Genomic DNA, 26,915 nt, shown 5'->3' on the forward strand with positions numbered 1-26,915 from the left:
GAGCCATGCTTGATTTCCTCGAGCTCGAAGAAACCGTCGGACGAGCCTGGCACCGTTTCGTCGGCAACACCAGAACATGGCGGCGTTATCCGGAGGAGGCGGTGAAGCTCGCCGACATGCTGCCGGTGCTCGGCGTTTGCTTTCGCGGACATGGCGGCGAGCCAGCGGTGCAGATCGTGCCCGCCCGCGGGCGCACGTCGACCCATCGCTTGCGGTGGCGGCAGCGCATGGGACTTGGCGAAGAGAAGCTCGTCCAGCCGGCGCGTGACCACGCGTCCTTGATGCTGCCGGGCGAGATCGACATTTTTCCGACGAAAGACCTGAACCAGGATCTCTATCACTGGCTCGTCGCCTATATGGCGACGATGCCGGTCGACCCCGTCAGCGAGACCGATCCGCTCCGTCGTGACCTGGCGCTGATATCGCGCGCGCTGGAAACGGTCGAGGACGTCTTCCAGCGGTTCCCAGGCCTTAGGCGGCGCTATCGGCGTCTGGCCGAGGCTACCCTTGCCGAGCGGAAGCGGGGCGCTCTGCCGTCGATCGAGCAGCATCTTGAAAACCGCATCCTGCGGCTGTTGCGCAGGGCCACAGGCGAGGCAGATACGACGCTGCCGGTGATCTTCCCGCATCGTGCGCCGCCCGGCTACCTGCCGATGCTGCCGATGCCGCTATGGCCGGACACGCTGTTGCGGGCCGAAACCACGACCGTGCGCGACGAAGATGTGGCCGCGACAGCGGGCACGCAGAGTGAGGGTGTCGAGGTTGAGCGCCACGTGGCGGTGCGCGAAAACCCGGAGAACCGCAAGGGCGAACGCAGCCCGTTCATCCTCAATCGCTTCGAGAAGATCCTGGCCATGGCCGAGATGGTCAACGTCGACCGTCCCGGCGACGACAGCGACGACCACGACAGCAAGGCTGCCGAGGAACTGGACGACATGACGCTCGGCGAGCGCAAGGGACGGCCCTCGGCGCGATTCCGCTTCGATCTCGATCTGCCGCCGGAAGCCGTCGATCCGACGCCGCTGACGGCCGAGCTGACCTATCCCGAATGGAACTACCGGACCGGGCAGTACCTCAAGGACCATTGCCGCGTGCTGGCAATGCCGGCTTCCGCCCAGGAAGAGCGGAGCGAACTGACCGAGGAAAGCCGGAGCTTGATCCGCCGGGTGCGGCGCCAGTTCGAAGTGCTGCGCCCGCGGCACGAGATGCTGCGTGCACAACTTGACGGCGCCGATCTCGATCTCGACGCGGTCGTGCGTGCCCGCACCGATCTCGCCGCCGGCGGCCAGGGCAGCGACCGCATCCATCTGATGAGTCGGCCGCAGGTGCATGACCTGGCGGTGACGATCCTCGTCGACGTGTCGCTGTCGACCGATTCCTGGTCAGACAACCGGCGGGTGCTCGACGTGGAAAAAGAAGCTTTGCTCATCCTTGCGCACGGGCTGTCGGCCTGCGGCGACAACCACTCGATCCTTACCTTCACCTCAAGGCGGCGTGACTGGGTGCGGGTGGAAACCGTGAAGGCCTTCAACGAGGCTATGGGGCCGCTGGTCGAAGCGCGCATTGCCGCACTGAAACCCGGCTACTATACCCGCATCGGTGCTGCGATCCGGCATGCCTCGGCCGAGCTTCGTCGGCAGCCGAACCGCAAGAAGCTCTTGCTTGTTCTGACCGATGGCAAGCCCAACGATATCGATCACTACGAGGGGCGTTTTGCGCTCGAGGATAGCCGTCGCGCGGTCACGGAGGCACGGCGCAGCGGCATAAACACCTTCGCTGTCACGGTCGACCGGGAGGCGAAGTCCTACGTGCCCGCCATGTTCGGCCAGAACGGCTATTCCGTAGTCGGCAACATCTCGCGGCTGCCGGCGGCACTGCCGGCGATCTACCGCAATCTGGTGGGGTAGGGCGGTCCCCAAGTCGAGAGAGAAGCAAGAGGCCCTGCAACCGCCGGGCCTCTTTGATTCAACGGAAGCCGTATGCCCGCCGCGCGTACGCCGTTTCGCGGCCATTCGGGACGGATTTGCCGATCCGCTCGCGGCTATTCTCGGGGGGAGGAGGCTGGGTCTCGATGCTCGGGAAAAGCCGGGCATGACGTGTTGGATGGGCAGTTTTGCCAAAGTGTATCGCTGAGCTGCCAGCGATAAGCTTGGAAACGGCTCGTTTTCAGGGAGCGCAGTTGCCCCAAACTTCGTCATCGTCGCCCTTGAGGCGAGGATCCAAGGCGCATCCGAACGTATTTCGTGGCACAAAATAACGAAGTGCTCGGGTCGTGCCCGAGCATGACGGAAGAGACGGATGACGCTTTGCCGGCGTGATTGCGCCGGGAAGGCTCGCAATATCAAACCTTCCCGGCGATCAGCGCACTCAAGCCGCCTTGCTGTGCACCCTCTGGGGCTCGTCGATATAGGCATCGAAGGCCGCCGCCACCGCGCGGATGACGAAGCGGTGCTCGGGATGCACAGTGATGACGCCATCAGCGATATCGATCACGCTATCCTTTCGCAGTTCGGCCAGTTTGCTATTGCTGTCGACGAACGATTGCCAGTCCCGGCCATGCGCTGCGGCGATTGCGGACATATCCGCGCTGAAATCGCACATCAGCCGCTCGATGATCGCGGCGCGCAAACGGTCCTCGTCGGTCAGTCGGTAGCCCTTGGTGGTTGCGAGCCGTCCCGATGCGATGCGGCTTGCATAGACGCCGGGGGGCACCTCGTTCTGGACATAACCGTCGCGCGAGCGGCCGATTGCCGAGGCGCCGAAACCGATCAGCGTTTCGCAAGTGTCGGTCGTATAGCCCTGGAAGTTGCGGCGGAGCTGCCCAGCCTCCTGGGCGGTGACGAGATCGTCGTCAGGAAGCGCAAAATGATCGAGGCCGATCTGGCGGTAGCCGGCTTTGACCAACGCTTCGCTGATCGCCATCGCCTGTTCGGCGCGGGCGGCACTGTCGGGCAGCGCGTTCTCGTCGATCATGCGCTGGTGCTTCTTGAAGCTCGGCACATGGGCGTAACCGAAAACCGCGAACCGTTCCGGTCGCATCGCCGCGGCCGCTTCGACCGTCTCGACGCAGGAGCGCACCGTCTGATGCGGCAGGCCGTAGATCAGGTCGAAATTGATGCCACCGATGCCCGCGCCGCGCAGATGGTCGACGGCTTCGGCCGTCTGCTTCTCGCTCTGGATGCGGTTGATCGCCTTCTGCACGACGGGATCGAAGCTCTGCACGCCGAGGCTGGCACGCCTAACGCCGCCTTCGCCGAGTGCCTCGGCCATCGCGAGCGTCAGCCGGCGCGGATCGATCTCGACGGCGACATTGGCCGATGGTGACAGCGCGAAGCGCTCGCCCATCAACGTCATCAGCGCAAGGAATTCACGTGGCTCGATGATCGTCGGCGTGCCGCCGCCAAAATGTACCTCCGAGACCGGAAGCGGCTGGCCAATGGTATCGGCGACCATGCGGATCTCGTCTCGGAGTACATCGAGATAGTCGAGGATCGGGTCGTCCTTCTTGGTGATCGTCGTGTGGCAGCCACAGTACCAGCACATGGAACGACAGAAGGGGATGTGCAGGTAGAGCGACACGTTCTGCCCCTCGGGGATCGCCTTCAGCCAGTCGCCGTAGGTGTGATCGTCGACATCAGCGGCAAAGCGCGGTGCGGTCGGGTAACTCGTGTAGCGCGGCAGGCGCATTTCACCGTATTTCAGGAGCGCGGAAGCTAACATTTCGTCCTCATCTGGGTGGCGATGGATACAGCTTTTGTAGGCCGCGCCGGCAGGCACCTCTTTGCGAAAAGTCAAGGATGGGGTTGGTCGAGGCCAAAGCGAGATTTGTTTGCGCTTCGACAAAATGTCGCGGCGGCGCTGTCGCTAGGTTGCGGAAATCCGGGGCGTGTGCGCCGGCGCTTCCCGGATCATCATCAAACCACGGCGCTCAGAAGCGGACAACCATGACCATTGCAGAGACCGACAAGCCCTTTATCGATGTGCGGACGATCCCGCCGGTAGAACGCCATCCGAAAATCTTCGGCATGTTGAACGCGCTTGCCGAGGGTGGCGCCTTCATCATCGTTAACGACCACGATCCGCGTCCACTGCACTACCAGCTGGAAACCCGCTATCCGGGCGAATTCACCTGGGAATACCTCGAGCAGGGGCCGGAGGTATGGCGAGTCGAGATCGGTCGGCAACAGTCCTCCGGCTGTGACTGCTGCTGCGGCGGGCACTGAGCCCCTGGTGTCCTTCAAGAGCGGGGTGAGAAAAAGCGTGCGTCATTTTCCGCTCTCATCCCGCTCCCACTTACGAGAATCGATCACGCTTGTTCGGCTCGACCAGAGCCATCGTGATCCAAGGGTTGAACCACCATGTTCGCAGCCACGCTATCCCGCTGGACCATGTCCTATTTCGCGGCCGCGCTGATTTTCCTCGTCCTTGGCGAGACCATGATGGTTCTCGGCTTTGGTTATCCGGTCTTAGCCCTTGAGGCGCCTGAAACGCTGGCGCTCGTCCATATTGTCGCTCTCGGTTGGCTAAGCCTGCTGATGACCGGCGCATTGCTGCAATTCGTGCCTGTTCTCGTCGGCCAGCCGCTGTCCTTGCCGAGCGTCGCCCTGCCGGCGCTCCTGTTTCTTATCGTCGGCATCGCCACCCTGACCCTCGGCTTCGTCGGTCTTTCCGGTGCGATCGATGTTCCCGTGACGCTGCTTCCTCTTGGCGCCGCTTTCTCGATTGTTGGCTTTTCGGTGCTGGGCTTTTCCTTCGCGGTCACGCTTTGGCATGCACGCCCCCTGCCACTACCGGCCCGCTTCGTCGCGGTCGGCCTTGCCGCTCTCTTCGGCACGATGCTGCTCGGCGGCGTCTATGCTGGCGTGCTCTCGGGCCTGATCGACGCGGCGGGCGCGATCGACCTCACCGTCGATGGTCTCTCGCTTCATGCCTCCCTCGGCCTCTGCGGCTGGTTGAGCTTCACCACCATGGGCGTCAGCTATCGACTTTTGACCATGTTCATGCTGTCGCCAGACAAAGAGCGGACAAGCAGCCGTGTTGTCTTCATGCTTGGTGCCTTTTGCCTCAGCGTTCTGGCGGCCGCAGTGCCCGTCATTCTCGTGGGCACCGTTGGTCGCTCGCCGCTTTTCCTCCTTGCCGTCGGTTCCGGCGCGGCCGTGGTCGCGATCTATGTCGGCGATATCCTGCGTATCTATCGGGAGCGCCGGCGCAAGGCGATCGAACTCAACAGCCGCGCCAGCATCGGCGCCTTCGTGTCACTGGTCGCCGCGGCTATACTCTTCGTCGCGCTGCTCTCGGCCGGCCGCCTTGATGAGGCTATCGGCACCGTTATTTATCTCGCCACCTTTGGATGGCTGACGGGCATGGGGCTCGCCCAGCTCTACAAGATCGTGCCGTTCATGACCTGGCTCGAATGTTACGGGCCGGCGCTGGGGCGCATGCCGACCCCGAGGGTCCAGGACCTCGTCAGCGAAACGTCCGCCCTTCGCTGGTTCCGGCTCTTTTATCTGACGGTCGCGGTTGGCTCGCTCGCCCTCCTGATCGGCAGCGCGCCTATTTTTCGTTTTGCAAGCCTCGGCCAGTTGATTGCCGTCAATGCGCTCATCCTGGAGTTCGTGCGAACACGGCGACTGATCAACGTTCCGGCCGAACTTCGATTGCCTGATGGACTTGTTCGACCAGGCCTGTTTCTGCCATCTTTTCCTCACGGAGGTTCCCATGAGCCAAGATCCTTATGAACTCGACGTCCGACCGCACTTGCGCGGCGGCAGCGACCCGTTCCAGGCCATCATGAATGCAGTCGACAGCCTGGCGCCGGGGCAGGCGCTGAAGCTGATCGCGACCTTCCGGCCCGTTCCGCTCTTCAGCGTCATGGCGGGTCGCGGCTTCACCCATCAGGACCGCCCGCTCGACAATGGCGACTGGGAGGTTCTGTTTACGCCCGAAGGCGAGGTCGAGGGGATCAGGCTTTCGGTCAGCGAAACGGATCTCGACGCCTGGCCCGACCCGAGCCGCCAGCTCGACCTGACGGAGCTCGATCCGCCGGAGCCTATGGTGCGCATTCTGGCAGCGGCCGAGAAGATGGCCGAAGGCGAGGTTCTGTTCGCCTTGCTCGCGCGCGAACCGCTGTTCCTTTATCCGGAGCTCGCCAAGCGCGGCCACAAATGGGCCGGCAATTTCGATGCGACCGGCGAGACCTACCGGATCCTCATCCGCATCGGTGGGGAGGCGCTCCCATGTCGGCGCCTGAAACCCTGGACCTCGAGGCGAGGATCCGGGATGCCTTGCGCATCATCATCGACCCCGAAATGGGTAAGAACGTCGTCGATCTCGGCCTGATCTATGACATCGACGTTCAGGAGGGCGGCATTGCCCGTGTCACCATGACGACGACGATCAAGGGCTGCCCGGCGACCGCCTTCCTCAAGGAAGCGGTGCAGAACTGCGTCTGGTATGTGCCGGGTGTCGAATATGCCGAGGTCCGGCTGACGTACGAGCCGCCGTGGACGCCTGACATGATCGCCGACGGCGCGTTGGAACTTGGCCACGGCAGCATCTTCTAGGACCAGCCTTCTAGAAAAGAAAAGGCGCCGCATCTGCGGCGCCTTTTGCGTTGGGTATCGACGTCCGGTCAGGGTGAGGCGCGCGGCGCGCGGCGCTCGCGCACCAGCATCGGTCCGTATTCGAGCGTGAACAGCACAAAGGCCGCGCTCCACAATGCACCCGAGAGCGCGATCAGGTGATGATAATGCTCCGGCAGCACCTCGGCCAGCGGTCGGATTAGCGCGGCGCCCGCGATCGCGACATAGGAGGCGCTGGTGAGTGCCGATCCCACCAGCGGCCGCCCGGTATGGCCGCGAGTGGCGCGCGTCATCACGGCGAGCATCATGAAGGCGATCACGCCGACGGTCAGCACATGCATGACCGGGTAGTCGCTGAGGAGCTCGATCGCGCCGGCCGATATGGCCAGGAAGCCGAGCGGCACGAAGGCGTAAGCCGCGTGCAGAACGAAGAGCAGCTTCTCCGGCCAGGTCGGTGATCCGTGCCAGCGCAGCAACCGTACCGTATGAAAGGCGCACGCGATCACCGCAATCGCTGCGGTGACGATGTGAACGGGCGCGAAGGTCCAGGCGGCGAGCGCTGCAACGCCAATCAGGATCGCCGCGGTGTCGAACCTGTTGTAGGGCACGGGGAAATCGGTGCGGCCAACCTTGTTCAGCCAGTTGCGCGTGAAGCTCGGCACGATGCGTCCGCCGACGATCATGATCAGCATGGTGTAGGCCCCGATCGCCAGCCGCGCCGCGGCGTCGACATCGAGATTGCCGAGGACCGAGAGGTGGAACCAGATATTGGCGGCCGACAAAATTATGAGCCCGCCGATCACCTTGAGGTCCTTCCACTTGCGACCGACGATCACCTCGCGCGCGCAGATCAGCAACAGCACCGGCAGAAACAGCGCCTCGACAGCGGCTGCGACGGGTAAGCCGATGATACCACTCGACAGGAGAGCAACCCGACCAATGACCCAGAGCCCGAAGAGGGCAGCGAGCGGTCGGCCGGAAACCGGCAGCCTTCCCGTCCAGTTCGGGATCGCCGTCAACAGAAAGCCGCCGAGAACGGCGGAGGAAAAGCCAAACAGCATCTCATGCGCGTGCCAATGGGCGGCACCGTAGTCGCCGGCTAGGTCTAGTCTGAGAATCAGTGCGGCGATCCACAGCGCCATGGCGCCGATCGCCCAGAGGGCGGCTGCGAGGAAGAACGGCCGAAAGCCATAGGAGAAGAGCACCGGGCCGGTGGTCGAGAGTCCGCGCGGAATGCCGCCGCTCGGTTTCGGTCTTATCAATCTGTCCAACATGGTCGTGGTCCTCGTCGTGCGTCCTTGCGGACTTGCGGATGAGGCTTGATCTATCAATGGGTTCGAAGGCCCTCTTTGCGAAAACGCAAGTATCGCTGCCCGGTCGGACCGCCGACGTCGCAAGGCGTAAAGAAAAGCGATCTCCTCGCAACGATTTGTTCCAAGACAAAGACGAGATTCGTCTGTGGTTCTACTTCTCTAGTGGCTGCTGGGGGACCGGTGGTCGAGACCGGAGGTGAGGCCGCCCAAGTCGGTGCCGCCCACCCTAACTCGTTGAATACAGGCGCGTTTCGCAGAAGGCCAATCCCGGCCGCTGGAACGCGCCGAAGGAGAGCAAGATGACTGAACAACTTCAGATGACCCGCCGGACGATGCTTGCCGGCGCTGCCCTGGCGGGCGCGGTTGCGCCGCTTCTCCACACCGCTCAGGCGCATGCCGCTGGCGCTGCCGCGGCAGCCGGTGCTGCCCCCGTCGATATCTCGACCCTGCCTCGCGTGAAGGTCGACCTCGTCAAGCCGCCTTTCGTGCACGCCCATGACCAGGTCGCCAAGACCGGACCGCGCGTCGTCGAGTTCACCATGACGATCGAGGAAAAGAAGCTGGTGATCGACCGCGAGGGCACCGAGATCCACGCGATGACCTTCAACGGTTCGGTGCCTGGTCCGCTGATGGTGGTGCATGAGAACGACTATGTCGAACTGCGGCTGATCAACCCTGACACCAACACGTTGCTGCACAACATCGACTTCCACGCCGCAACCGGTGCGCTCGGCGGCGGGGCGCTGACCCAGGTGAACCCGGGCGAGGAAACCACGCTTCGTTTCAAGGCGACCAAGCCCGGCGTCTTCGTCTACCATTGCGCGCCGGAGGGCATGGTGCCCTGGCACGTCACCTCGGGCATGAACGGCGCCATCATGGTGCTGCCGCGCGACGGACTGAAGGACGAGAAGGGCCAGCCGCTGACGTACGACAAGATCTACTATGTCGGCGAGCAGGACTTCTACGTGCCGAAGGACGAGGCCGGGAACTACAAGAAGTACGAAACCCCCGGCGAAGCCTATGAAGATGCTGTCAAGGCGATGCGCACGCTGACCCCGACCCACATCGTCTTCAACGGTGCGGTCGGCGCGCTGACCGGCGACCATGCTTTGACTGCGGCCGTGGGCGAGCGTGTGCTCGTCGTCCATTCGCAGGCCAACCGCGATACGCGGCCGCATCTGATCGGCGGGCATGGTGACTATGTCTGGGCGACCGGCAAGTTCCGCAACCCGCCGGATCTCGACCAGGAAACCTGGCTCATTCCGGGCGGAACCGCCGGCGCTGCCTTCTACACCTTCCGCCAGCCGGGTGTGTACGCCTACGTCAACCACAACCTGATCGAGGCGTTCGAGCTGGGTGCCGCCGGCCACTTCAAGGTGACCGGCGAATGGAACGACGACCTGATGACATCGGTCGTCAAGCCGGCGTCGATGTAGCCGAGTGACAGCGGATGATCGTGGGGCCGCGCTCACAGCGACCCCACGCGCGAACAAAGGCACGCGCTTGCCGGCGCGTGCCACTTCCCCCGGAGACCTTCCATGCCCACCACCAAGAAAACTGCGGTTTCGCTCCTCTCGCTAGCAGCACCGGTCGTCCTTTTGGCGGCAATCGGCGGCGTACTTTCGGCGAAGGTGGGGCTGTTCGACGATCTCAAGGACGGCATCGATCCGTCGATCAGGCCGCCGGTGACCGTGACGATCGCGCCGCGACAGATGAGCTATCGGGCGGAGGGACACTTCCTGAAGAACGGTTTTGCCGTCGACGCGCCGATCGTGGTGGCAGCCATCAACCAGCCGCTCGAGATCATGAAGTATCAGGTGACGCGCGACGACTACGAGCGCTGCGTCGCCGATGGTGGCTGCCAGCAGCCGGAGGGCGGCCATGGCGCCGGCCTGTCGGGTGTGCCGATGACCGGGGTCAACTACACGGACGCGACCGACTATGCGGCATGGCTGACCAAGAAGACCGGCGAGGTCTGGCGCCTTCCGACCGACCAGCAATGGGCGTTTGCCGCCGGGTCCAAATTCCCCGACGATGCGCTGGGGATCGACGGCACCAAGGACAATCCGGCGCTGCGCTGGCTTGCGGACTACGAGCGCGAATCCAGCCGCCAGAGGGCGAAGAACCCGATGCCTCTGCCCACGGGCGCCTTCGGTGAGAACGAGTATGGGGTTGCCGATCTCGACGGCAATGTCTGGGAATGGACCGAGACCTGCCACCGCCGCGTCACGATCGGCGACGACGGCGAGGTGCTGAAGGAGGCTCCCGCTTGCGGCATCTTCGTCGTCAACGGCAAGCACCGGGCGTCGATGAGCTTCTTCATCCGGGATCCGAAAAGCGGCGGCTGCGCCGTCGGCGTGCCGCCCGACAATCTCGGTTTCCGGCTCGTGCGCGACGGCCGCTGGTATTCGGGCTACCTCTATGCCTTTGAACGGCGGCTCCACGGTGCGGGCTGAGATGAGACGGCCGATGAAATTGCTGGGAAAACCGTCGCTCGGGCATAAATGCCGGGTCCTTTTGCAGGACCCGGCACTATGCTAGAGCAAAGGCAATTTCAAATCGGCAGGATATAGGGCCAACGTGGCTGCACTCGATCGCACACTCGTCAAATCGCTTCCCCTGTTTCAGAAGATGAGCGACCCGGAACTCGACACGCTGCTGACGCGCGCCACGGTGCGGCGCGTGCCGCAGAACGAAGCCGTGTTCGAACAGGGGGCGACGGCCGATTTCTTCTTCCTGCTGCTGAATGGCCGGCTGAAGGTGACCCAGGTCACCAAGGACGGGCAGCAGATCATCGTGCGGGTCGTCAATCCCGGCGATCTCTTCGGTTTTGCCCGAGCGCTCCAGCGCAGCGACTATCCGGGCACCGCAACGGCGGCGACCGAAAGCCTGGTTCTCGCCTGGCCGACGGAGCTCTGGAACATCTTCGTCGAGAAAAATCCTCACCTTGCTGTGAATGCCCTCCACACCATCGGCCAGCGGCTCGACGAGGCGCATACCCGTATCCGCGAGATGTCGACCGAAGAGGTCGAGCGCCGCGTCGCGCACACGGTGCTCCGGCTCGCCGAACAGGCTGGTAAACCCGAAAGCGGCGGCATCCGCATCGACTTTCCGATCTCACGCCAGGATATCGCCGAGATGACCGGGACAACGCTGCACACGGTTTCGCGCATCCTCAGCGCCTGGGAGGGGCAGGGTCTGGTCGTCGGCGGACGGCAGAAGCTGACGCTGAAGGACATTCCCGGGCTGCGGCGCCTGGCGGAGCGCGCCGACAACTAGCCCGACCCTTGATTGCCTCTACATGGGGCGAGGCCGTCCGTCCCAAGAACGACAGATCACCAGCCCCTCAACGACCGGTCGTTTCTCGAACCCTGGTGATGCAGGTCCATGAATGGTTGAATCGGCTCGCGTAATTCACCAGTATCGGCAATTGCATGACAATGGCCATGACACGGGGGATGGTGTGGTTCGACTTAGCATGCGTGCCGGCCGCCGGCGGTGGACGATCGGGCGCGCACTTTTATCGGTGGGGATGCTGACGGCCGCGGGGTGTGCCCGGGATCCGCTTGCCCCTTCGATCGTGGTGTTTGGGTCCTACTTTCCAGCCTGGCTGCTTTGTGCCGGGCTTGGTATCGTCACCACGGTTGTCGCAAGGCTGATCCTCGTCCACGCCGGTATCGACGAACACCTGCCCGTGCCGCTTCTCGTCTACCTTTCGCTCGCGCTCACCACCAGCATCGTCTGCTGGTTTCTGGCCTTTGGCGGAGCGCCGCATTGAGTGCCGGTGACGTCTTCCGGCGTGCAGTTGCACGCACTCTCGGCCCGCTCATCATCGCCAGTGCGGCCGTTGCGGTCTATTTCGCTTTCTGGCAGGTCGATCGCAGCCCGCGCACGGACGTCGCTGAAATCGATGCGCCGACGGTTGCGATCGCCGCGAGCGTCCCGGGCCGGATAATCTCCGTCGAGGTGCGTAACAATGCGAGCGTGAAGAAGGGCGACGTGCTCTTCCGCCTCGATCCGGAACCCTATCGCCTGCGTCTCGAACAGGCGCAGGCCGAACTGAAGGCGACGCAGTCGGAAGTGGCGCAGGGAGAGCGCAATCTCGATCTCGAGCGCGCCAATGCCGACGTTGCGGACCGGCAGATCGCCCGTGCTCAGAACAATGTCTTGCTTGCGCGCCAGACACAGGAACGGCTGGAGCCGCTCTTGCCGAAGCGCTTCGTGACGGCGCAGCAAGTTGACGAGGCGCGAACCGCCGTCAAAGACGCCGAAGTCAGCCTTGCTCAGGCGTTGCAGTCGGCCCACGGAGCCAACCGGGTGATCGGTACCCTCGACACCCGTAAAGCCCAGGCGGATGTCGCACGCGCGACGGTAGCACTTGCCGAGCGGGACCTGGAGAACACCGTCGTGCGGGCGCCCTTCGACGGCAAGATCGTCGGCTTGCGCACGACGGTCGGCAAGGTCGTGGTTCCCGCCGAAACGCTGTTCACTCTGATCAATACCGCCGAATGGGAAACCGTCGCTTTCTTCCGCGAAACAGATCTCAAGGCGATCGCCATCGGCAGCCGCGCCGATGTCTTCGTGATGGCGGATCCGGAGCGCCGTATTTCCGGCACGGTCGAGGGTGTCGGCTGGGGCGTGCGTTCGGAAGACTCCGCCACGATCCTCGGCATACCGATCGTTTCCAACTCGCTGAATTGGGTGAGGGTCGCCAAGCGCTTTCCCGTGCATGTGCGGCTTGAAAATCCGCCGGAGGACCTGATGCGCGTCGGCGCCTCCGCCGTCGTCGTCATCGGGCCCGCGCATAACGACGCCGATGCTGTTCCAGCCGCGAAGTAGCGTCCGCTACACGTCGATCCTCTGGGACGAGTTGCAACCCTATCCGGGCCGGCTGGATCTTTCCCTGCGCATGGCGCTGGTCACCACGCTGGTTGCTGTAACGGCGATGGCGCTGCAGGTCCCCGAAGCGGCGATCTCCTGTTATCTCGTCTTCTTCGCGTTCAGAGCCGATGCCGGATCCGGCATCCTGATCGCCATCGGCTTGCTTGTCGGGGCGACGATCGGAATTCTGCTGGCCATCGTCTGCCTGATGGTGGTGGCGGACGAACCGGCACTGCGCCTGGCACTTGTCGCCTTTTTTACCTTCGGCGGCATGTACCTGACGCAGGCAAGCCGTGCCGGGCCGCCGATCGGTACGGTCGCCATGGTCTTTGCCTTCGTCATGACGCTCTACGATATCGTGCCGATCCCGGAACTGCTGATCCGAGGGCTCGCTTGGATGTGGGTGGTCGTGTTCTTCCCGGTGGTCTACCTGATCGCGATCCATCTCATCACCGGCCACAGCCCGGCGCGACGGCTACGCTCGGCGATCGCCGAGCGGTTGGAGGTGGCGGGCCAGCTCCTGTCCAGTGGAGACCACGCGGCGAAACGCGTGGCTGCGACGTTGCTGGCCGAAGGCAATGGCGAGCTCAAGAAATATGCCGGGTTCTCAAAGCTTCTGGCGTTGATGGACAAGCACGACGTGCCGCGCATGCAGGCGGCGACGGACGCGTCCTATGATTTGCTGACGCTGGCACTCGCCCTATCGCTTGATGAACGAAGGCCGCGGGAAAACGCTGCGGCGCCGGAGGTTCTTCGCCGCATTGCCGAAGCGATCCGCAGGCGGAAGCCGCCGGAACAGACGCTGCTAAGCTCACCCGATTTTCGCGCCTTTGAAGCCGGTGATGCGCTCCCGGCGCATCAGGTCGAAAGGATCGTCGATATCCTATCGGAAGCAGACCCGCCCGGGCCGGTGTCAGATGCGCATAAGGAAGGGTTCTTCCTGCCGGATGCTTTCAGCAATCCGCTCTACACGCAGTTCGCGCTGAAGGCTCTGCTTGCGGTGATGATCACCTACATCACCTATACGGCCCTCGATTGGTTTGCGATCCACACCGCCCTGATCACCTGTTTCATGGTAGCGCTTGGAACGACGGGCGAGACCATGCACAAGCTGGCACTGCGGCTGACGGGCTGCCTCCTTGGCGGCGCCGTGGCGATTGGCTCGACGATCTGGCTCGTGCCGCACATGACGGATATCGGCCAGCTCGCCTTTCTTGTCGGTGCGGTCAGCCTCATTGCGGCATGGATCTCCGTCGGCTCGGAGCGCATTTCCTATATCGGCTGGCAGATGGCGCTCTGCTTTTTTCTCGTCGTGCTGCACGGCTTCGGCCCGAGTCTGGATCTCAACGAGGCGCGGGATCGCATCATCGGCATCGTCTTCGGCAACATCGTCGTTTCGGTCGTTTTCTCGACGATCTGGCCGGTCAGCATCGGGCAGGGAATACGCAAGAGCCTTGCTACGAGCGGTGCCACGCTTGCCAATCTGTTAGCGCGCCGCGGCGGCCCCACCGGCGACTATGCCGACCTGATCAGCGGTGTCGCTGGCGCATTGCGCCAGAGTGAACTGCTGCGTTTCGAGCCTGCAAACGTGCGGCGGGGAGACATCGATGCCCGGACGACGGAGCGCATTGCCCTCAGCCTGCAGGAACTGGCCGCCCCGATCGTCGAATTGCGCGAACACGACCGGGCCTTCGGTCCGTTGCGGGGCGCGCCGACGCCGCTGAAGCGCGCGGTTCTCGGCTATGAACACGCGGTGGCGCAATGGCTGAACGATCAGGCCGAGGGATTAGAGGCATGGCACCGGCCGAAGCCCAGTGCGGATCTGGCCCTGGCGCTTCGGCGGCTGAAAGCGCGTCTCGCCCGCGCCCGGAAGGCAAGCATACATGCCGGAGGTTTTCCCCGGCGAATTCGCGACGAGCTCGCCTGGAGGCTTGCACTCTACGAGAAGATCGAGACTGTGGTTCGGCGGCTGGCAGCGGGGGATGCCTTGGAATGATGGTTTCTGCGGGGGCGAGGTGGGTTTCGGTAGGGGTGATCGCCCTTTGCCGAAGCATGTGCCGTGCTGCCCGAGGCTTTCTTCTCCTTGGCGCATTGTCGATCCCGGCAGCCTGCACGTCCGCTGCACTCGATGATCTGGCGCCACCGAGCGCCGACCGGCCGGCCGTTTCGGGAACGGGCACCAAGGACGCCTCGAAGGTGAGTGCCGGCGCGCCGGATTTCTCTCTCGCGCCGAACCCTGAGATCCCGATTACGATCGCGACGCCGTCGATCGATCCGAAACACGATTACAGCTTGCCGGAACTGGTCGATATCGCCCAGCGAACCAATCCGATCACCCGTGCCGCCTGGCAGCGCGCCCGGCAGGCGGCGATTGCCGTCGGCATCACCGAAGCGGTGTACCTGCCTCTCCTGACGGCCGATGTACTCGCCGGTCTGGAGCAGACGTCGGCGACTGCGCCCGGCATCGGCGGTCCCATACCGATCGCCCCCGGCACGCTGACGACAACTGGCGCGCAGTTCATTCCATCCCTTACGGTCAAGTGGCTGCTTCTCGATTTCGGCGGGCGGGATGCGGGGAGAGAGGCGGCAACGCAATTGGCGTTTGCCGCAAACGTGACCTTCAACGGTACGCACCAGAAGCTGATCTTCGATGTTTCCAACGCCTATTTCGTCCTGACGGCGGCGCGTGTTCAGCTGAAGATCGCCCGCCAGACGGTGCAGAATGCCGAGCTTGTCCAGGCAGCCGCCAAGGCGCGCATGGGTCGCGGCATCGCCACATCGATCGAAGTCGCGCAGGCAAACCAGCAAGTGGCGCAGGCGCGCTTCAACCTGACCCAATCGCAAGGGCACGAGCGCAATGCCTATATGACGCTTCTCGAAGCGGTCGGGGTCTCGCCAACGCTCGAGATCCGCATCGCCGACGGCAGCAATCGTGCTCTGCCGAAGGCTGTGCCCGAGGACCTCAACCGGCTGATTGGGACATCGCTCCAGCGTCGCCCGGATGTGCAGGCGGCTTTTGCCCGCCTGCAGGCCGACAAGAACGGTATTGCGGCCGCCCGCGCGGAGTTCATGCCGAAGGTCGCGCTGGTGGGCAACGTGAACCGCAATATCGGCTCGCTCAGCGTCGAAGACACCCGCTTCGACCAGCGCTCGACGATCCGCGTCAACCAGCCGAACGCCAACCTGATGATCGGCCTGAGCTTCCCGATTTACGATGGCGGGCTGCGCGACGCGCGGTTGCAGTCGGCGATGGCGCAGGTCGGCGCTGCCGAGCAGGAGATGGCGCAGTTGCAAAACACTGCGGCGCGGGAAGTCGTCGTCGCCTATGATCTGCTGCGCACCAGCCTGGCCGGCTATGCGGCCGCAAGCGAGCTGACGACGGCCGCTCAGACGACCTACGATGCTGCGGTCGACTACTACAAGCAGGGCCTGGGCACGATAACCGATGTCAGCATCGCGCAGACGGCGTTGCTCCAGGCGAAAGTCGCAAAGGCGACCGCCTACAGCGACACGCTTGTCGCCGCGGCAAGCCTTGCTTTTGCAACGGGAACGTTGACGAACCGCAATGCGGTCAATCGCTTCTGACGGCCTGAGGCGACGGGTCGCCCAGTGCCGAACTCACCAGAGGTTCGACGACGCCTCGATCAACAGTCCATCGAATCCGCCGGCAAGAATGCCTGCAACGGCCGTCGTCCCGGCGTACGCGGCAAGAACGAGCAATCCCAGCATCGAGATAGCCGATCCGATCCGGATTGCCGAAGCGCTTTCGCTTTCAACGGTCAGTGAAATGGCTACCGGCGCGAACGATATCGGCCGTGGCGCACCTCGGAGGTTCTGGTTGGCAGCACGCAGGAGGCGGGGTGGCCGCGGATACTTCAGGCGGCTTTTTTCGCATATTCCGGGATAGGTTTCGCAAACTGAGCTTGGCATCTGACGTGTCCCTGATCAACTGGATTTAAAGCGATCTTAAGCGCTCCGTCCGCATTGGCCGTTCCCGGGGGAACTTCTAAGTGGAGGGCTTGTTGCCTTCGAGGAGCGGCCGATGTTTCGCGAGCGCCTCGCCAACAAACTCGGTGAAGGCGCTGACGCGGGCCGTGCGCCGCAGATCCTCGTGTGTGAGAAGCCAAAGCTCTCTCGTCATATCGGCAACCGGTGCGCCGATGCGGATGAGACCGGGCGTCGTGTCTCCGAGATAACAGGGCAGGGCCGCAAGACCGATGCCGGCCTTTGCCGCCTCGCGGGCCGTGACCAGCGAATCGCAACGCAAGACCGCGGGTGCCACGAGCGTCGCGCGCATCCATCGTGCCACGCTCGTGGACGCAAGCGCGTCGCCAAGCCCGATCCAGTGCTCCCCTGCAATGTCCAGCGTGTCGGCTGTCAGCTCCCGCACATCGAGATAGGACGGCGCCGCATAGACGGCGAAAGCGACCTTCGCGATCCGGCGACCGACCAATGCATCCGGTGAATCGACCGCGGGGCGGATGGCAACGTCCGCGTCGCGATGCGAGAGGTTTGCGAGCGCATTCGAGGTGCTGACCTCGAGCAGGACGCCGGGATGGCGTTGACGGAAATCCGCCAGGATCGACGGCAGGATGGACGCCATCAGCGTATCCGTGGTGGTAATCCGCAGGCTACCCTCGAGCCGCAGATCCTGACCCGTCAAGCGGCGCTCGAGCTCCGTGACCGTTTCAGCCATCTGCCGGGCCACGGCCAGCAGCTCCTCGCCGCCGGCGGTGAGCATGTAGCCGGACGGGAGGCGGTCAAACAGCCGGACCCCGAGCTTCTGTTCGAACGACCCGACACGCCTTAACACTGTTGTGTGATTGACGCCAAGCGCCCGGGCGGCAGCAGCAAGGGAGTTCGCCTCTGCGACTGCCAGAACGAAGCGGAGGTCTTCCCAGTCGATACGGTGATGGCTGTGCATGATTGGGCAAACCTAGGCCAGGTTGTTCATCGGATGAGCGAATTTGCACCGCTATCACCGCGTATTGTCAATCGCTTTGCGCAATCGAGCGCCACCGTCAAACGCCTTATTCGCTGTGGACCGTCATTGAAGCGGCTGTGCAAATATGCAGAGACAGTAGGCGAAACGACAGATCGTTCTGCAACGGAGCACCGTTTAAAGATGGTGTCACGATCGGATGGGCCGATCGGTGGAGCGACGCAAGATGATCCCATTCTTCAGCGATCTGGTGCCTGAGACGAGTGATCACTCGACCGTCCCGCACCTTCCTCAGGTCCGGGCGCACCAGAGCGGGTCCACCTGACCAACCCTTCCTCCATTTTCAACTCATTCTCGTCAAGGAGGTCCCTTCATGGAGACCCTGTTCGTCCCATTGGCCTTGTTTGCGGGTGGTCTGCTCGCTGTCCAGGCGGGTGCCAACGCACAACTTTCCAAAGCTGTCGGATCGCCTTTTGCGGCGACCACACTTCAGCTCGCGATTGGTACCGGTCTGCTGCTTCTTGTCACCCTCCTGACGGGAACAATCGCCGCGCTTGGTGCAATTCCCGCGGTCAAGTGGTGGCATCTCGTCGGAGGCACCGCCTCAGCCGTCTATGTCGTCTCGACCATCGTTCTCTTCCCCCGCCTTGGCGCCGTCGTTTCCGTCGGATTGTTCATCGCCGGACAGATGCTCGCCTCCCTGACGCTCGATAGTTTCGGCTTGCTGGGCGTTCCGCCGACGGGACTGCGGGTCGGGGCCGTCGTTGGCACGCTCGTCGTGCTCCTCGGGGTTGCCATGGTGGTGTTCGGGCAAGGCGGAAAAGACAATGTTAAAGCCGACCGGCTTGGCTGGATTGCCCTTGCGCTGATGGCAGGGGCCGTGCTCCCGGTCCAGGGCGCCGTCAATGCGCTCCTGCGCCATGATCTCGGGGGTGCGCCGTTCGCGGTGGGTGCGATCTCGTTTCTCGTCGCCACGCTCGCCATGGCCGCGGTGATGCTTCTGGTGCTCGCCGGGCAAAAGACATCCCGTCCCAACATCACCGGCGTGCAGACGATGCCCTGGTGGGGTTGGCTCGGTGGTTTCGCCGGAGCGACCTATGTCACCACGGTCTTTACCGCAATCCCAGCGATTGGTGCGGCCGCGGCGGTTGGTCTCACCGTGGCCGGCCAGCAGGTCGCAAGCGTCTTCGTCGATCGCTATGGCTGGTTCCGTCTGCCGCAGAGGTCCGTGTCGGGGCTACGCCTGGGCGGCGTGGTGCTGCTGTTGGCCGGTGTCGCCGTTATTAAACTCGTCTGAAGCCGCAACCGATCGCGATCTGCCGAACGCCGGAGAATTGCCATGTCATCCACATCGCTTGCCTGGATCTACCTCGTTCTATCCGGCGTTGCAGACGTCGCCTGGGCCGTCAGCACCAAGTTCTCGAACGGTTACAGCCGCCTGTCCTGGACGCTGGTCTCGATCGTTGCCTTGGTGATCTTTCTGTCCCTGCTCACTCAGGCGCTCAAGACCTTGCCGCTCGGAACAGCCTACGCGGTCTGGACCGGCATCGGCGCCGTCGGTTCCGTGCTCTGCGGTGTGCTGCTCTTCGGAGAAACCATCACAGTCTCGCGGGCAATCGCAATGCTGGTGATCGCCGGCGGCGTCATCGCGCTGAAGGTCGTGCCGGCCTGAATTCCGGACCGGTGTCGGCATTAAAACATAGTTTCTTCAATATATTGATCGATGTTCCTTAACAAAGTTCTTGAGAACGTCAGCCGGCCGACCGGCATCGTGTATGGTACGGCGCCAGCATCTCGTCACGACAGTTCGCCGCCCCACTAGATAGGCAATCGCCTTTACAGAAGCGGCCGCGCAAGGATTTCGGCGCCGAGGACGAGCAGACTGATGAGGAACCAGCGCCGGAATACGGGCGGGTCGACACGGTTGCGAACGACTTGCCCCGCCCACATGCCAGCGAGCGACGGCGCAATCGCGAGGCCGGAGAAGAGCAGATTGTCGGCCTCGAAAGCGCCCCGCCAGACGAGCCCGGCGGTGAGGGCGACTGTGGAGACGGTGAAGGAGAGGCCGAGCGCCTGCACCAGTTCGTCCCGTTCAAGACCTAGCGCCTGCAGATAGGGCACGGCCGGGATGACGAAGACGCCGGTTGCGCCCGTGACGATCCCGGTTGCCGCGCCGACCACAGGAGACAGCCACGGCTCCCACTTCGCCGGAACGCGAAGCTGGCGCGCAAAGAGCGTGAAGGCGGCGTAGAGAAGGAGGGCCGCACCAAGTGCGCCCGTCGTGAGCGCGGTGCTGCCACCGGCAAGCACCGAAGAACCGCTGAGCGTGCCAAGAACGACCGCCAGCATCATCGGCCAAAGCCGGAGCGCAAGCGCGCCGAAGCTCGGGCCCGCGAGAAGCTGCCAGACATTTGTCACGAAGGACGGGGCAATCAACAGGCTGGCGGCCGCAAGTGGAGAGATGAGCGTACCGAGCACGCCCATCGCCAGGGTCGGCAACCCCATGCCGGTGACGCCCTTGAGGATGCCGGCGGCGAAGAAAGTTGCGGCAATCGCAACGACGAGGGACGGAGCAAGATCGAGCATGCCATCGGCATAGCGTATACCCGCATGGGCACAATGCGGATCATCCGCAGTCAGACTTCGGCTGGTCCGAAGGCTGTTTTTCCGTTAGCCTCCTTTGCATGCGTTTCGATCTTATCGACCTTCGTCTGTTTCTTGCCGTGGTGGATGCCGGCAGCATGACCCATGGTGCTGCGGATGCCGGGCTTTCGTTGCCGGCGGCAAGTGAACGTCTGCGCGACCTGGAGATGATCGGCAAAGTCAAACTGCTCGAACGTGGTCGCCGCGGGGTGCGGCCGACACCGGCCGGAGAAGCGCTCGCGCATCACGCCCGGCTGATCCTGCGCCAGATGGCGCGGATGCGCGGCGAGCTTGGTGAACACGCCGATGGCCTTCGAGCAACAATCCGGCTTGCGGTGAACACGGCCGCACTCACAGAGTTTCTGCCACAGCGGCTCGGCGCCTGGATGACGGCGCATCCGCGGATCGACGTCGATCTGAAGGAACGGCAAAGCATCGAGATTGCGAGAGCCGTCGCCGCCGACCTCGTGGAGATAGGCATTCTTTCGGACGCGGTCGATACTGGCGGCCTGCAACTGCGTCCCTTTGCCGTCGACCGGCTCGTCGTCGTCATCCCACGCGATCACGTATTCGCGGCACGCAGGCGAGCACTCTTCGCCGACATTGCGGACCAGCCTTTCGTCGGCCTGTCCGATGGCGCATTGCAGAGCCATATCGATGCACAAGCTCGGAGATTGGGGCTGACGCTGAAGATGCGCTCGCGCATGCGTAGCTTCGAAGGCATGTGTCACATGGTTTCGGCGGGTGTCGGCCTTGCCATCATGCCGGAGACGGCGGCACGGCGCGGCGGCAGATCTGCCAAGACCGCGTTCGTGCGCCTTGCTGATGACTGGGCGACGCGGCGGCTGTCCGTCTGCGTGCGCGCGGAAGAGGAACTGTCCCCGCCGGCGCGAGACCTGTTCGAGCATCTGGGCTCGAGCGGTTCGCATTGACCTTAGAAACGCGCCGGTAGTCTCACGCGCTCCCTTCCATGCGTTTGGCGTCGTCGCGCGAAGGCGGCCTTTGATCGCAAAAATTGATTTTCCCTTGGAACTCTTCGCGCCTTTGGCGGTTGGGCTCCCATAGGGATATCCTTCGGCCCGATCCTTTCCGGGCCTATAGCGTGAGAAGGAGATGGAGCATGATACTTTTCCGAACAGGACAGGACACGCCCCGGACTCCCACCTTCTCTCAGACGGACCGCCCGTGCGTTCCCACGCACGAGACACCATGCCGGACCTCTTCTGCAGGCAGCGGGGCATCATCAGGATCGGAAAATCGATGCCGGCCTATGTGATCGATCTCGCCTTTGTCGAACGGATGCTAGAGATGGCGGAACGGCGTATCGCCGAGCCCACGTCGAGCGAAGCTCTCTACCGAGAGATCGCCGACGAACTTGAGCGAACCGAAGGAGATCCGAAGATGGCGCGCATCCTGCTCGTCACCTTTACCAATTCCTACGCCGCGCACGTCACAGGCGGCGATCGCCTCCGAAAGCTGAGAATTGAAGCCGAATGGGGATCTTTCTTGCGCCGCAGGTGGCTTTGAGGCCGCGAACAGAGCGCGTCCACGACAGGCGTCCTGAAACGCGGCAGTCGAGCTTAGCAGAGCAACAGGAATACGGGCATCAGCGCGACCAGATAGGCGAGACCGTCGGCCGCCAGGCGATCGCGGAGGTTATGCGCAGCGAAGGAGTTGCCCGATAGGCGTCCATTATAGTTCATTTTTATTCTTCCTGGGTCGTTGTTGTCGAGCCCGCCGGGAGGAGAGGCCGGGCTCGTCGCATATGGGAGAGAGGTCGGTCGGGATCAACGAAGAGCGCCAGGCAAAGCAGCGCCCCACTCGAAATTCCGACGTCGACCGCTTGCTGATCTTCCAACGCGGTGCTTGAGGAGCCGGGTGTTACCAGGGTTTCGACCCGATGCAATCCTTTGCCGGTCACGTCCTTGCACGTTTGCGTGAGCCCTGCGGTTTGCGTCTGGCAACCAGGTGCGCCCTAGCCGGCAAACCTGACGATTATTTGCACTTGCGCTCAGTTTGCCAGGCCGATCGGATTTGCCTTCGGACGGGAGGCATCGCACGTGGCCATCTGGCTTCCCGACATGACCGCGTGCGATGGTTATGGTTGGTTTAGGCTCGCTGTGCCAGCGACGCCCCTTCAGGGATTCGGCCTTTTTCCCGCCGGATCGCCAACTTCCGCACCAGGACATAGAACACCGGTGTCAATACGAGGCCGAACAAGGTAACGCCGAGCATGCCGGCAAAGACGGCGATGCCCATGACGTGGCGCATCTCTGCGCCAGCGCCTTTAGCAATTACCAGCGGAACGACGCCTGCGATAAAGGCAAGCGACGTCATCAGGATCGGTCTGAGCCGAAGGCGGGCCGCCTCGAGCACGGCGGACAGAGGATCGGCACCTTCATCCTCTTTCGCTCGCGCGAACTCGACGATCAGGATCGCGTTCTTGGCCGCGAGCCCCACGAGAACGACAAAGCCGATCTGCGTGAAGATGTTGTTGTCGCCGCCCGTAAACCAGACGCCTGCGATTGCGGAAAGCAGCGCCATCGGTGCGATCAGCAACACGGCGAACGGCAAAGACCAGCTGTTGTACTGGGCGGCGAGAATGAGAAACGCCAGCAGGACAGACAGAGGGAAAATGTACATCGCCGTGTTTCCGGCCTGCTTTTCCTGATAGGCGAGCTCCGTCCATTCGAAGGTCATGCCGGGTGGCAGCGTCTCTGCCGCGATCCGTTCTATGGCCGCGGTTGCTTGGCCGAACGAATAGCCGGGCGCCGGACCGCCGCTGATATCGGCCGACGGGAAGCTGTTGTAATGCATGACGCGATCCGGTCCCGAACTGTGCTTGACCGTCAACAGCGCCGACAAAGGTATCATCGCGCCCGCCGCGTTGCGCGCCTTCAGCCGGCCAATGTCTTCCGGCTGCATGCGGAATGGCGCGTCTGCCTGGACCACCACGCGATAGGTCCGGCCGAAGCGGTTGAAATCGTTGGCGTAGAGAGAACCGAGGTTGACCTGCAGCGTTTCGAAGATGGTGTTGAGCGGCACCCCTTGAGACTTGGCTTTCACCCGGTCGATGTCCACCTGCACCTGCGGCGCATTCACCTGAAAGCTTGCAAGCATTCCGGCAAGCTCCGGCGTCTGCATCGCCTTGCCCATGATCGCGCCTTGCGCTTCGGCGAGCGCCGCAAAGCCGAGACCGGCCCTGTCCTCGACCTGGAACTTGAAACCGCCGGTCGTACCGAGACCCGGGACGGGCGGCGGCGGGAAGATGCCGGCAAAACCGTCGGGTATCTGGCTGAACTTACCCATCAGGCGACCTGCGATCGCGAATGCGGACAAGGAGGGATCCTTCCGTTCGTCGAAGGGCTTCAACATCGTGAAGATGACAGCGGCATTGGGAATATTGACCATGCCGTTGACCGAAAGCCCCGGAAAAGCGACGACGCTTTCGACGCCCGGTTCCGCGAGGGCTATCTCCGACATCTTCTTGACGACCGCCTCGGTCCGGTCAAGCGAGGCTCCCGTCGGCAATTGGGCGATGCCGACCAGGTAGTATTTGTCCTGCGCCGGGACAAAGCCGTTCGGCACGGTCTGGAAGCCCAGCCATGTCGTGGCGACCAGGCCGGCGTAAACGAGAAGGACGAGTGCGCTGAACCTGACGGCGCGGCGCACGGACCAGACATAGGCGTTCGAAGCGCGCTCGAAGAACCGGTTGAAGAGCCGGAAGAACCAGCCGAACAGGCCGTCTATCACGCGCGTCAGGAGATCGCGCTTCACTTCGCCGTGGTGTGGCTTCAGAAGCACGCCTGCAAGTGCCGGGGAAAGGGTGAGGGAGTTGACCGCGGACAGGATCGTCGAGATTGCGATCGTCAAGGCGAACTGACGATAGAACTCGCCTTGCAGGCCGGATAGGAACGCTGACGGAATGAACACGGCCGAGAGCACGGACGTGATCGCTATGATCGGCCCGGTCACTTCGTCCATGGCCTTGCGCGCCGCTTCCTTCGGCGTTTCGCCAAGCGCGATGTGACGCTCGACGTTTTCTACGACGACGATCGCGTCGTCGACCACGATCCCGATCGAGAGCACCAGGCCGAACAGCGACAGCGTGTTGAGCGAAAAGCCGAACATGTACATCAGCGCGAATGTGCCGACCAAGGAGATCGGCACGGCAACCAGCGGGATGATCGACGCGCGCCAGGTCTGAAGAAAAAGCACGACCACGATGACGACCAGCACGATCGCTTCAAGTAGCGTCATCACCACGGCCTCCAGCGAGGCCTTCACGAAGACGGTGGGATCGTAGGCGATGCGATACTCTATGCCCTCAGGAAAGCCTTTCTGCAGGTCTTCCATCGTGGCGCGAATGGAGCTCGCCACGTCGAGCGCGTTGGCGCCGGGGCTTTGGATGATCTGCAGCGCCAGCGCCGGCTTGCCGTCAAGAAGACTGCGCAGCGCATAGGAGTCGGCGCCCAACTCGATGCGGGCAATGTCGCGCAGCCGGGTGACCTGGCCATCGGCGCCGGTCTTGACGACGATGGCGCCGAACTGCTCTTCGTTGGATAGCCTGCCGAGCGTGTTGACCGTGACCTGCAGCGCTGCCGAGGCATCCGGTTGCTGGCCGACGGAGCCGGCGGCCACCTGAGCGTTCTGCTCCTGGATTGCAGCAACCACGTCGGAAGCGGTCAATCCGCGCGCCGCGACCTTGGCCGGATCGAGCCAGACCCGCATGGAGTATTCGCCGGCTCCCCAGACGAGCACGTCACCCACACCCGACAGGCGCGCGAGCTGGTCGCGGACCTGCAGCGTCGCGAAGTTCGATAGGTGGAGAGGATCGTAGCGGTCATCGGGCGAAACCAGATGCACGACCATCAGGATGTCGGGCGAGGTCTTCTGCGTCACGACACCGATGCGCTGAACTTCCTGCGGCAGACGCGGAAGCGCGCGCGAAACCCGGTTCTGAACCTGGATCTGCGCCATGTCGGGATCGGTGCCCTGCTGAAAGGTCACCGTCAGCGTCATGCGCCCGTCGGTTGCGGCCTGCGAGCTCATGTAGAGCATGTTCTCGACGCCGTTGATCACCTGCTCCAGCGGAGCCGCCACCGTTTCGGCGATCACTTCGGGGCTGGCACCCGGATAGCTTGCGGTCACCTGCACGGTCGGCGGCGTCACCTGGGGATATTCGCTGAGCGGCAGCTTTAGGAGGGTCAGGCCACCGCCGATCAGCATCAATACGGAGAGAACGACCGCAAAGATGGGGCGGTCGACAAAAAAGCGTGGAATGTTCATCGACGCGCCTCCTGCGAAGCGGCGGCCGCTAAGTCACCTTCGGCCGCCTCGCCCGACACCATCGAAACCATCTGCGGGTCAACCTCCATACCAGGGCGCACGAGGCCCTTGAGAATGATCTTCTCACCCGACCTGAGACCGCTTGCGACGACACGCAAGCCGTCGATCATCGGACCGAGTTCGATCGGCCGGTACTCGGCCTTGTTCCCCGAGCTCAGCGTCAACACATAGCGGCGACCCTGGTCGGTACCGATCGCCTGATCGTCGATCAGAACGGTGCGGGCTGGCTGGGCCGTCACAAGGTTCACCCGAGCAAAGAGACCCGGGGCCAGCAGTCCATCCGGATTCCGGACGATCGCGCGGGCCCGGATCGTGCCGGTGCTGCGTTCGACCTGGTTGCTGATGAAGTCGAGCACGCCGGCATGGGGGAAACCGGCATCCGTCATGAGGCCAATCCCGACCGGCAGCTTCTCGGTTCCGCCTTCTCCCTTGTCAAGACGCGCTCGCCCGCCAAAATCGAGAAACGTCGCTTCGTCGATGTCGAAGTAGACGTAGAGCGGGTCCGTGGAGACGATGGTGGTGAGGAGCGTGGCGGCACCCGCATTGCCGCCTGAAACAAGGTTGCCCTCGGTCACCCGGACACGATCGACCCGCCCGCCAATCGGGGCTGCGACGCGCGTGAAGGAGAGATCAAGCTCTGCCGCAGCCACTGCCGCCTTGGCGATTTCGACCTCGGCCTGCCGTTGGCGCCGCACTGCCTCGGCATCGTCATAGGTCTTGCGCGACACGGTCCCGTTCGGAGCCAGGGATTTGGCGCGGCGGAACGCGATGTCGGCGTGATCGAGAAGAACGATCGCCTGTTTCAACCGCGCCTTGGCGGCGTCCAGGGCGACTTGGAACGGTCGCGGATCGATCTGGAACAGGACCTGTTCCGGTTTGACGAGAGCGCCTTCGGGAACACTCACCCTGTCGATGGCGCCGCCGACACGCGGACGCAGTTCAACGGATTTTGCCGCCTCGAAGTGGCCGGTGAACTCTACGGCTGGCGCGACCTCTCGCGTGATGACCTCGGCGACCGGAACCTTGGGCATGGGCGCACCCGTGGTTCCGGTCGCCGCGACTGCCTCCGACGCACTGGTCGAGGAGGCAAGCCCAAGAAGCCGACTGGCGAAGGTTCCCATTCCATCGCCGTCGGCAAGCGCAAGCCCTCCAACGGTTGCGATACCGGCTAGGAACAGGGCGGCGGCCTTTTTACTCATTCTCGTT

General features: G+C 63.3%; 22 protein-coding genes and 1 pseudogene. 16 read left to right on the plus strand and 7 right to left on the minus strand.

The annotated features are described in order from the left end of the window. Positions 1-5 precede the first annotated feature (5 nt). A complete protein-coding gene (locus OVA00_RS00145) occupies positions 6-1,907 on the plus strand; it encodes a nitric oxide reductase activation protein NorD (RefSeq protein WP_034790593.1) in 1,902 nt (633 codons plus the stop codon). A gap of 460 nt (positions 1,908-2,367) precedes the next feature. Here OVA00_RS00145 and hemN read toward each other — a convergent pair whose 3' ends face one another. Next, positions 2,368-3,720, minus strand: a complete 1,353-nt coding sequence (hemN, locus tag OVA00_RS00150) for an oxygen-independent coproporphyrinogen III oxidase (RefSeq protein ID WP_268087637.1) — start codon at positions 3,718-3,720, stop codon at positions 2,368-2,370. Between the two features lie 224 nt (positions 3,721-3,944). Between hemN and OVA00_RS00155 the strand changes: the two genes are divergently transcribed. The 4 genes and pseudogenes from OVA00_RS00155 to OVA00_RS00170 all read left to right on the plus strand — a co-directional run bounded on the left by OVA00_RS00155 (position 3,945) and on the right by OVA00_RS00170 (position 6,563). Beyond that, positions 3,945-4,223, plus strand: a complete 279-nt coding sequence (locus OVA00_RS00155; RefSeq protein ID WP_034790571.1) for a DUF2249 domain-containing protein — start codon at positions 3,945-3,947, stop codon at positions 4,221-4,223. A gap of 135 nt (positions 4,224-4,358) precedes the next feature. Further along, positions 4,359-5,738, plus strand: coding sequence for a hypothetical protein (locus OVA00_RS00160; RefSeq protein WP_268087639.1), 1,380 nt, complete (start codon positions 4,359-4,361; stop codon positions 5,736-5,738). Continuing rightward, positions 5,719-6,225 (plus strand): annotated as a pseudogene (locus OVA00_RS00165) (DUF2249 domain-containing protein); the annotation flags it as partial. The gene OVA00_RS00160 and the pseudogene OVA00_RS00165, both read left to right, overlap by 20 nt. Positions 6,226-6,236: 11 nt before the next feature. Then, entirely contained in the window at positions 6,237-6,563 is a 327-nt protein-coding gene (locus tag OVA00_RS00170) for a metal-sulfur cluster assembly factor (RefSeq protein ID WP_034790566.1), read from the plus strand. Between the two features lie 68 nt (positions 6,564-6,631). Here OVA00_RS00170 and OVA00_RS00175 read toward each other — a convergent pair whose 3' ends face one another. Beyond that, positions 6,632-7,855, minus strand: a complete 1,224-nt coding sequence (locus OVA00_RS00175) for an NnrS family protein (protein ID WP_268087641.1) — start codon at positions 7,853-7,855, stop codon at positions 6,632-6,634. A 338-nt stretch (positions 7,856-8,193) separates the two neighbouring features. Here OVA00_RS00175 and nirK point away from each other — a divergent pair, with 338 nt between their 5' ends. The 7 genes from nirK (at position 8,194) to OVA00_RS00210 (ending at position 16,360) form a co-directional block, all read left to right on the plus strand. Further along, positions 8,194-9,330, plus strand: coding sequence for a copper-containing nitrite reductase (gene nirK, locus OVA00_RS00180; protein WP_034790564.1), 1,137 nt, complete (start codon positions 8,194-8,196; stop codon positions 9,328-9,330). 102 nt (positions 9,331-9,432) lie between these two features. Further along, on the plus strand, positions 9,433-10,350 hold the full coding sequence (locus OVA00_RS00185; RefSeq protein WP_268087643.1) for a formylglycine-generating enzyme family protein: 918 nt from the start codon (positions 9,433-9,435) through the stop codon (positions 10,348-10,350). A gap of 175 nt (positions 10,351-10,525) precedes the next feature. Next, positions 10,526-11,173, plus strand: coding sequence for a Crp/Fnr family transcriptional regulator (locus OVA00_RS00190; RefSeq protein WP_082566519.1), 648 nt, complete (start codon positions 10,526-10,528; stop codon positions 11,171-11,173). 184 nt (positions 11,174-11,357) lie between these two features. Beyond that, entirely contained in the window at positions 11,358-11,672 is a 315-nt protein-coding gene (locus OVA00_RS00195; protein WP_268087645.1) for a YtcA family lipoprotein, read from the plus strand. Continuing rightward, positions 11,669-12,733, plus strand: coding sequence for a multidrug transporter subunit MdtN (gene mdtN, locus OVA00_RS00200; RefSeq protein WP_268087647.1), 1,065 nt, complete (start codon positions 11,669-11,671; stop codon positions 12,731-12,733). The genes OVA00_RS00195 and mdtN overlap by 4 nt, the downstream gene beginning before the upstream one ends. Next, the gene (locus OVA00_RS00205) at positions 12,711-14,771 is read left to right on the plus strand and encodes an FUSC family protein (protein ID WP_268087648.1); all 2,061 of its coding nucleotides are present in this window, start codon (positions 12,711-12,713) and stop codon (positions 14,769-14,771) included. The genes mdtN and OVA00_RS00205 overlap by 23 nt, the downstream gene beginning before the upstream one ends. Before the next feature lie 56 nt (positions 14,772-14,827). Continuing rightward, positions 14,828-16,360, plus strand: a complete 1,533-nt coding sequence (locus tag OVA00_RS00210) for a TolC family protein (RefSeq protein ID WP_268087649.1) — start codon at positions 14,828-14,830, stop codon at positions 16,358-16,360. A gap of 421 nt (positions 16,361-16,781) precedes the next feature. On the opposite strand, the gene OVA00_RS00215 is transcribed toward OVA00_RS00210, so the two are convergent. Further along, positions 16,782-17,699, minus strand: a complete 918-nt coding sequence (locus tag OVA00_RS00215) for a LysR family transcriptional regulator (protein ID WP_159415985.1) — start codon at positions 17,697-17,699, stop codon at positions 16,782-16,784. Positions 17,700-18,090: 391 nt separating this feature from the next. Between OVA00_RS00215 and OVA00_RS00220 the strand changes: the two genes are divergently transcribed. Next, positions 18,091-19,014 carry a DMT family transporter gene (locus OVA00_RS00220; protein ID WP_159415986.1) on the plus strand — a complete coding sequence of 308 codons (924 nt, stop codon included), beginning with the start codon at positions 18,091-18,093 and terminating at the stop codon, positions 19,012-19,014. Between the two features lie 42 nt (positions 19,015-19,056). Next, the gene (locus OVA00_RS00225) at positions 19,057-19,389 is read left to right on the plus strand and encodes a DMT family transporter (RefSeq protein WP_159415987.1); all 333 of its coding nucleotides are present in this window, start codon (positions 19,057-19,059) and stop codon (positions 19,387-19,389) included. Positions 19,390-19,553: 164 nt separating this feature from the next. On the opposite strand, the gene OVA00_RS00230 is transcribed toward OVA00_RS00225, so the two are convergent. Then, entirely contained in the window at positions 19,554-20,303 is a 750-nt protein-coding gene (locus tag OVA00_RS00230) for a sulfite exporter TauE/SafE family protein (protein ID WP_268087650.1), read from the minus strand. 98 nt (positions 20,304-20,401) lie between these two features. Here OVA00_RS00230 and OVA00_RS00235 point away from each other — a divergent pair, with 98 nt between their 5' ends. Both OVA00_RS00235 and OVA00_RS00240 read left to right on the plus strand, forming a co-directional pair. Continuing rightward, positions 20,402-21,292 carry a LysR family transcriptional regulator gene (locus OVA00_RS00235; protein ID WP_268087651.1) on the plus strand — a complete coding sequence of 297 codons (891 nt, stop codon included), beginning with the start codon at positions 20,402-20,404 and terminating at the stop codon, positions 21,290-21,292. Between the two features lie 328 nt (positions 21,293-21,620). Continuing rightward, positions 21,621-21,887 carry a hypothetical protein gene (locus tag OVA00_RS00240; protein ID WP_268087652.1) on the plus strand — a complete coding sequence of 89 codons (267 nt, stop codon included), beginning with the start codon at positions 21,621-21,623 and terminating at the stop codon, positions 21,885-21,887. A gap of 53 nt (positions 21,888-21,940) precedes the next feature. Here OVA00_RS00240 and OVA00_RS00245 read toward each other — a convergent pair whose 3' ends face one another. The 3 genes from OVA00_RS00245 to OVA00_RS00255 form a co-directional block, all read right to left on the minus strand. Next, positions 21,941-22,063 carry a hypothetical protein gene (locus OVA00_RS00245; protein ID WP_268087653.1) on the minus strand — a complete coding sequence of 41 codons (123 nt, stop codon included), beginning with the start codon at positions 22,061-22,063 and terminating at the stop codon, positions 21,941-21,943. 406 nt (positions 22,064-22,469) lie between these two features. Then, positions 22,470-25,649: an efflux RND transporter permease subunit gene (locus tag OVA00_RS00250; RefSeq protein WP_268087654.1), complete on the minus strand. Its 3,180-nt coding sequence runs from the start codon at positions 25,647-25,649 to the stop codon at positions 22,470-22,472. Then, a complete protein-coding gene (locus tag OVA00_RS00255; RefSeq protein WP_268087655.1) occupies positions 25,646-26,908 on the minus strand; it encodes an efflux RND transporter periplasmic adaptor subunit in 1,263 nt (420 codons plus the stop codon). The genes OVA00_RS00250 and OVA00_RS00255 overlap by 4 nt, the downstream gene beginning before the upstream one ends. Positions 26,909-26,915 lie beyond the last annotated feature (7 nt).

Origin of the sequence: Ensifer sp. SL37 (assembly GCF_026672675.1) — a bacterium.
Classification (GTDB): Bacteria; Pseudomonadota; Alphaproteobacteria; order Rhizobiales; family Rhizobiaceae; genus Ensifer; species Ensifer adhaerens.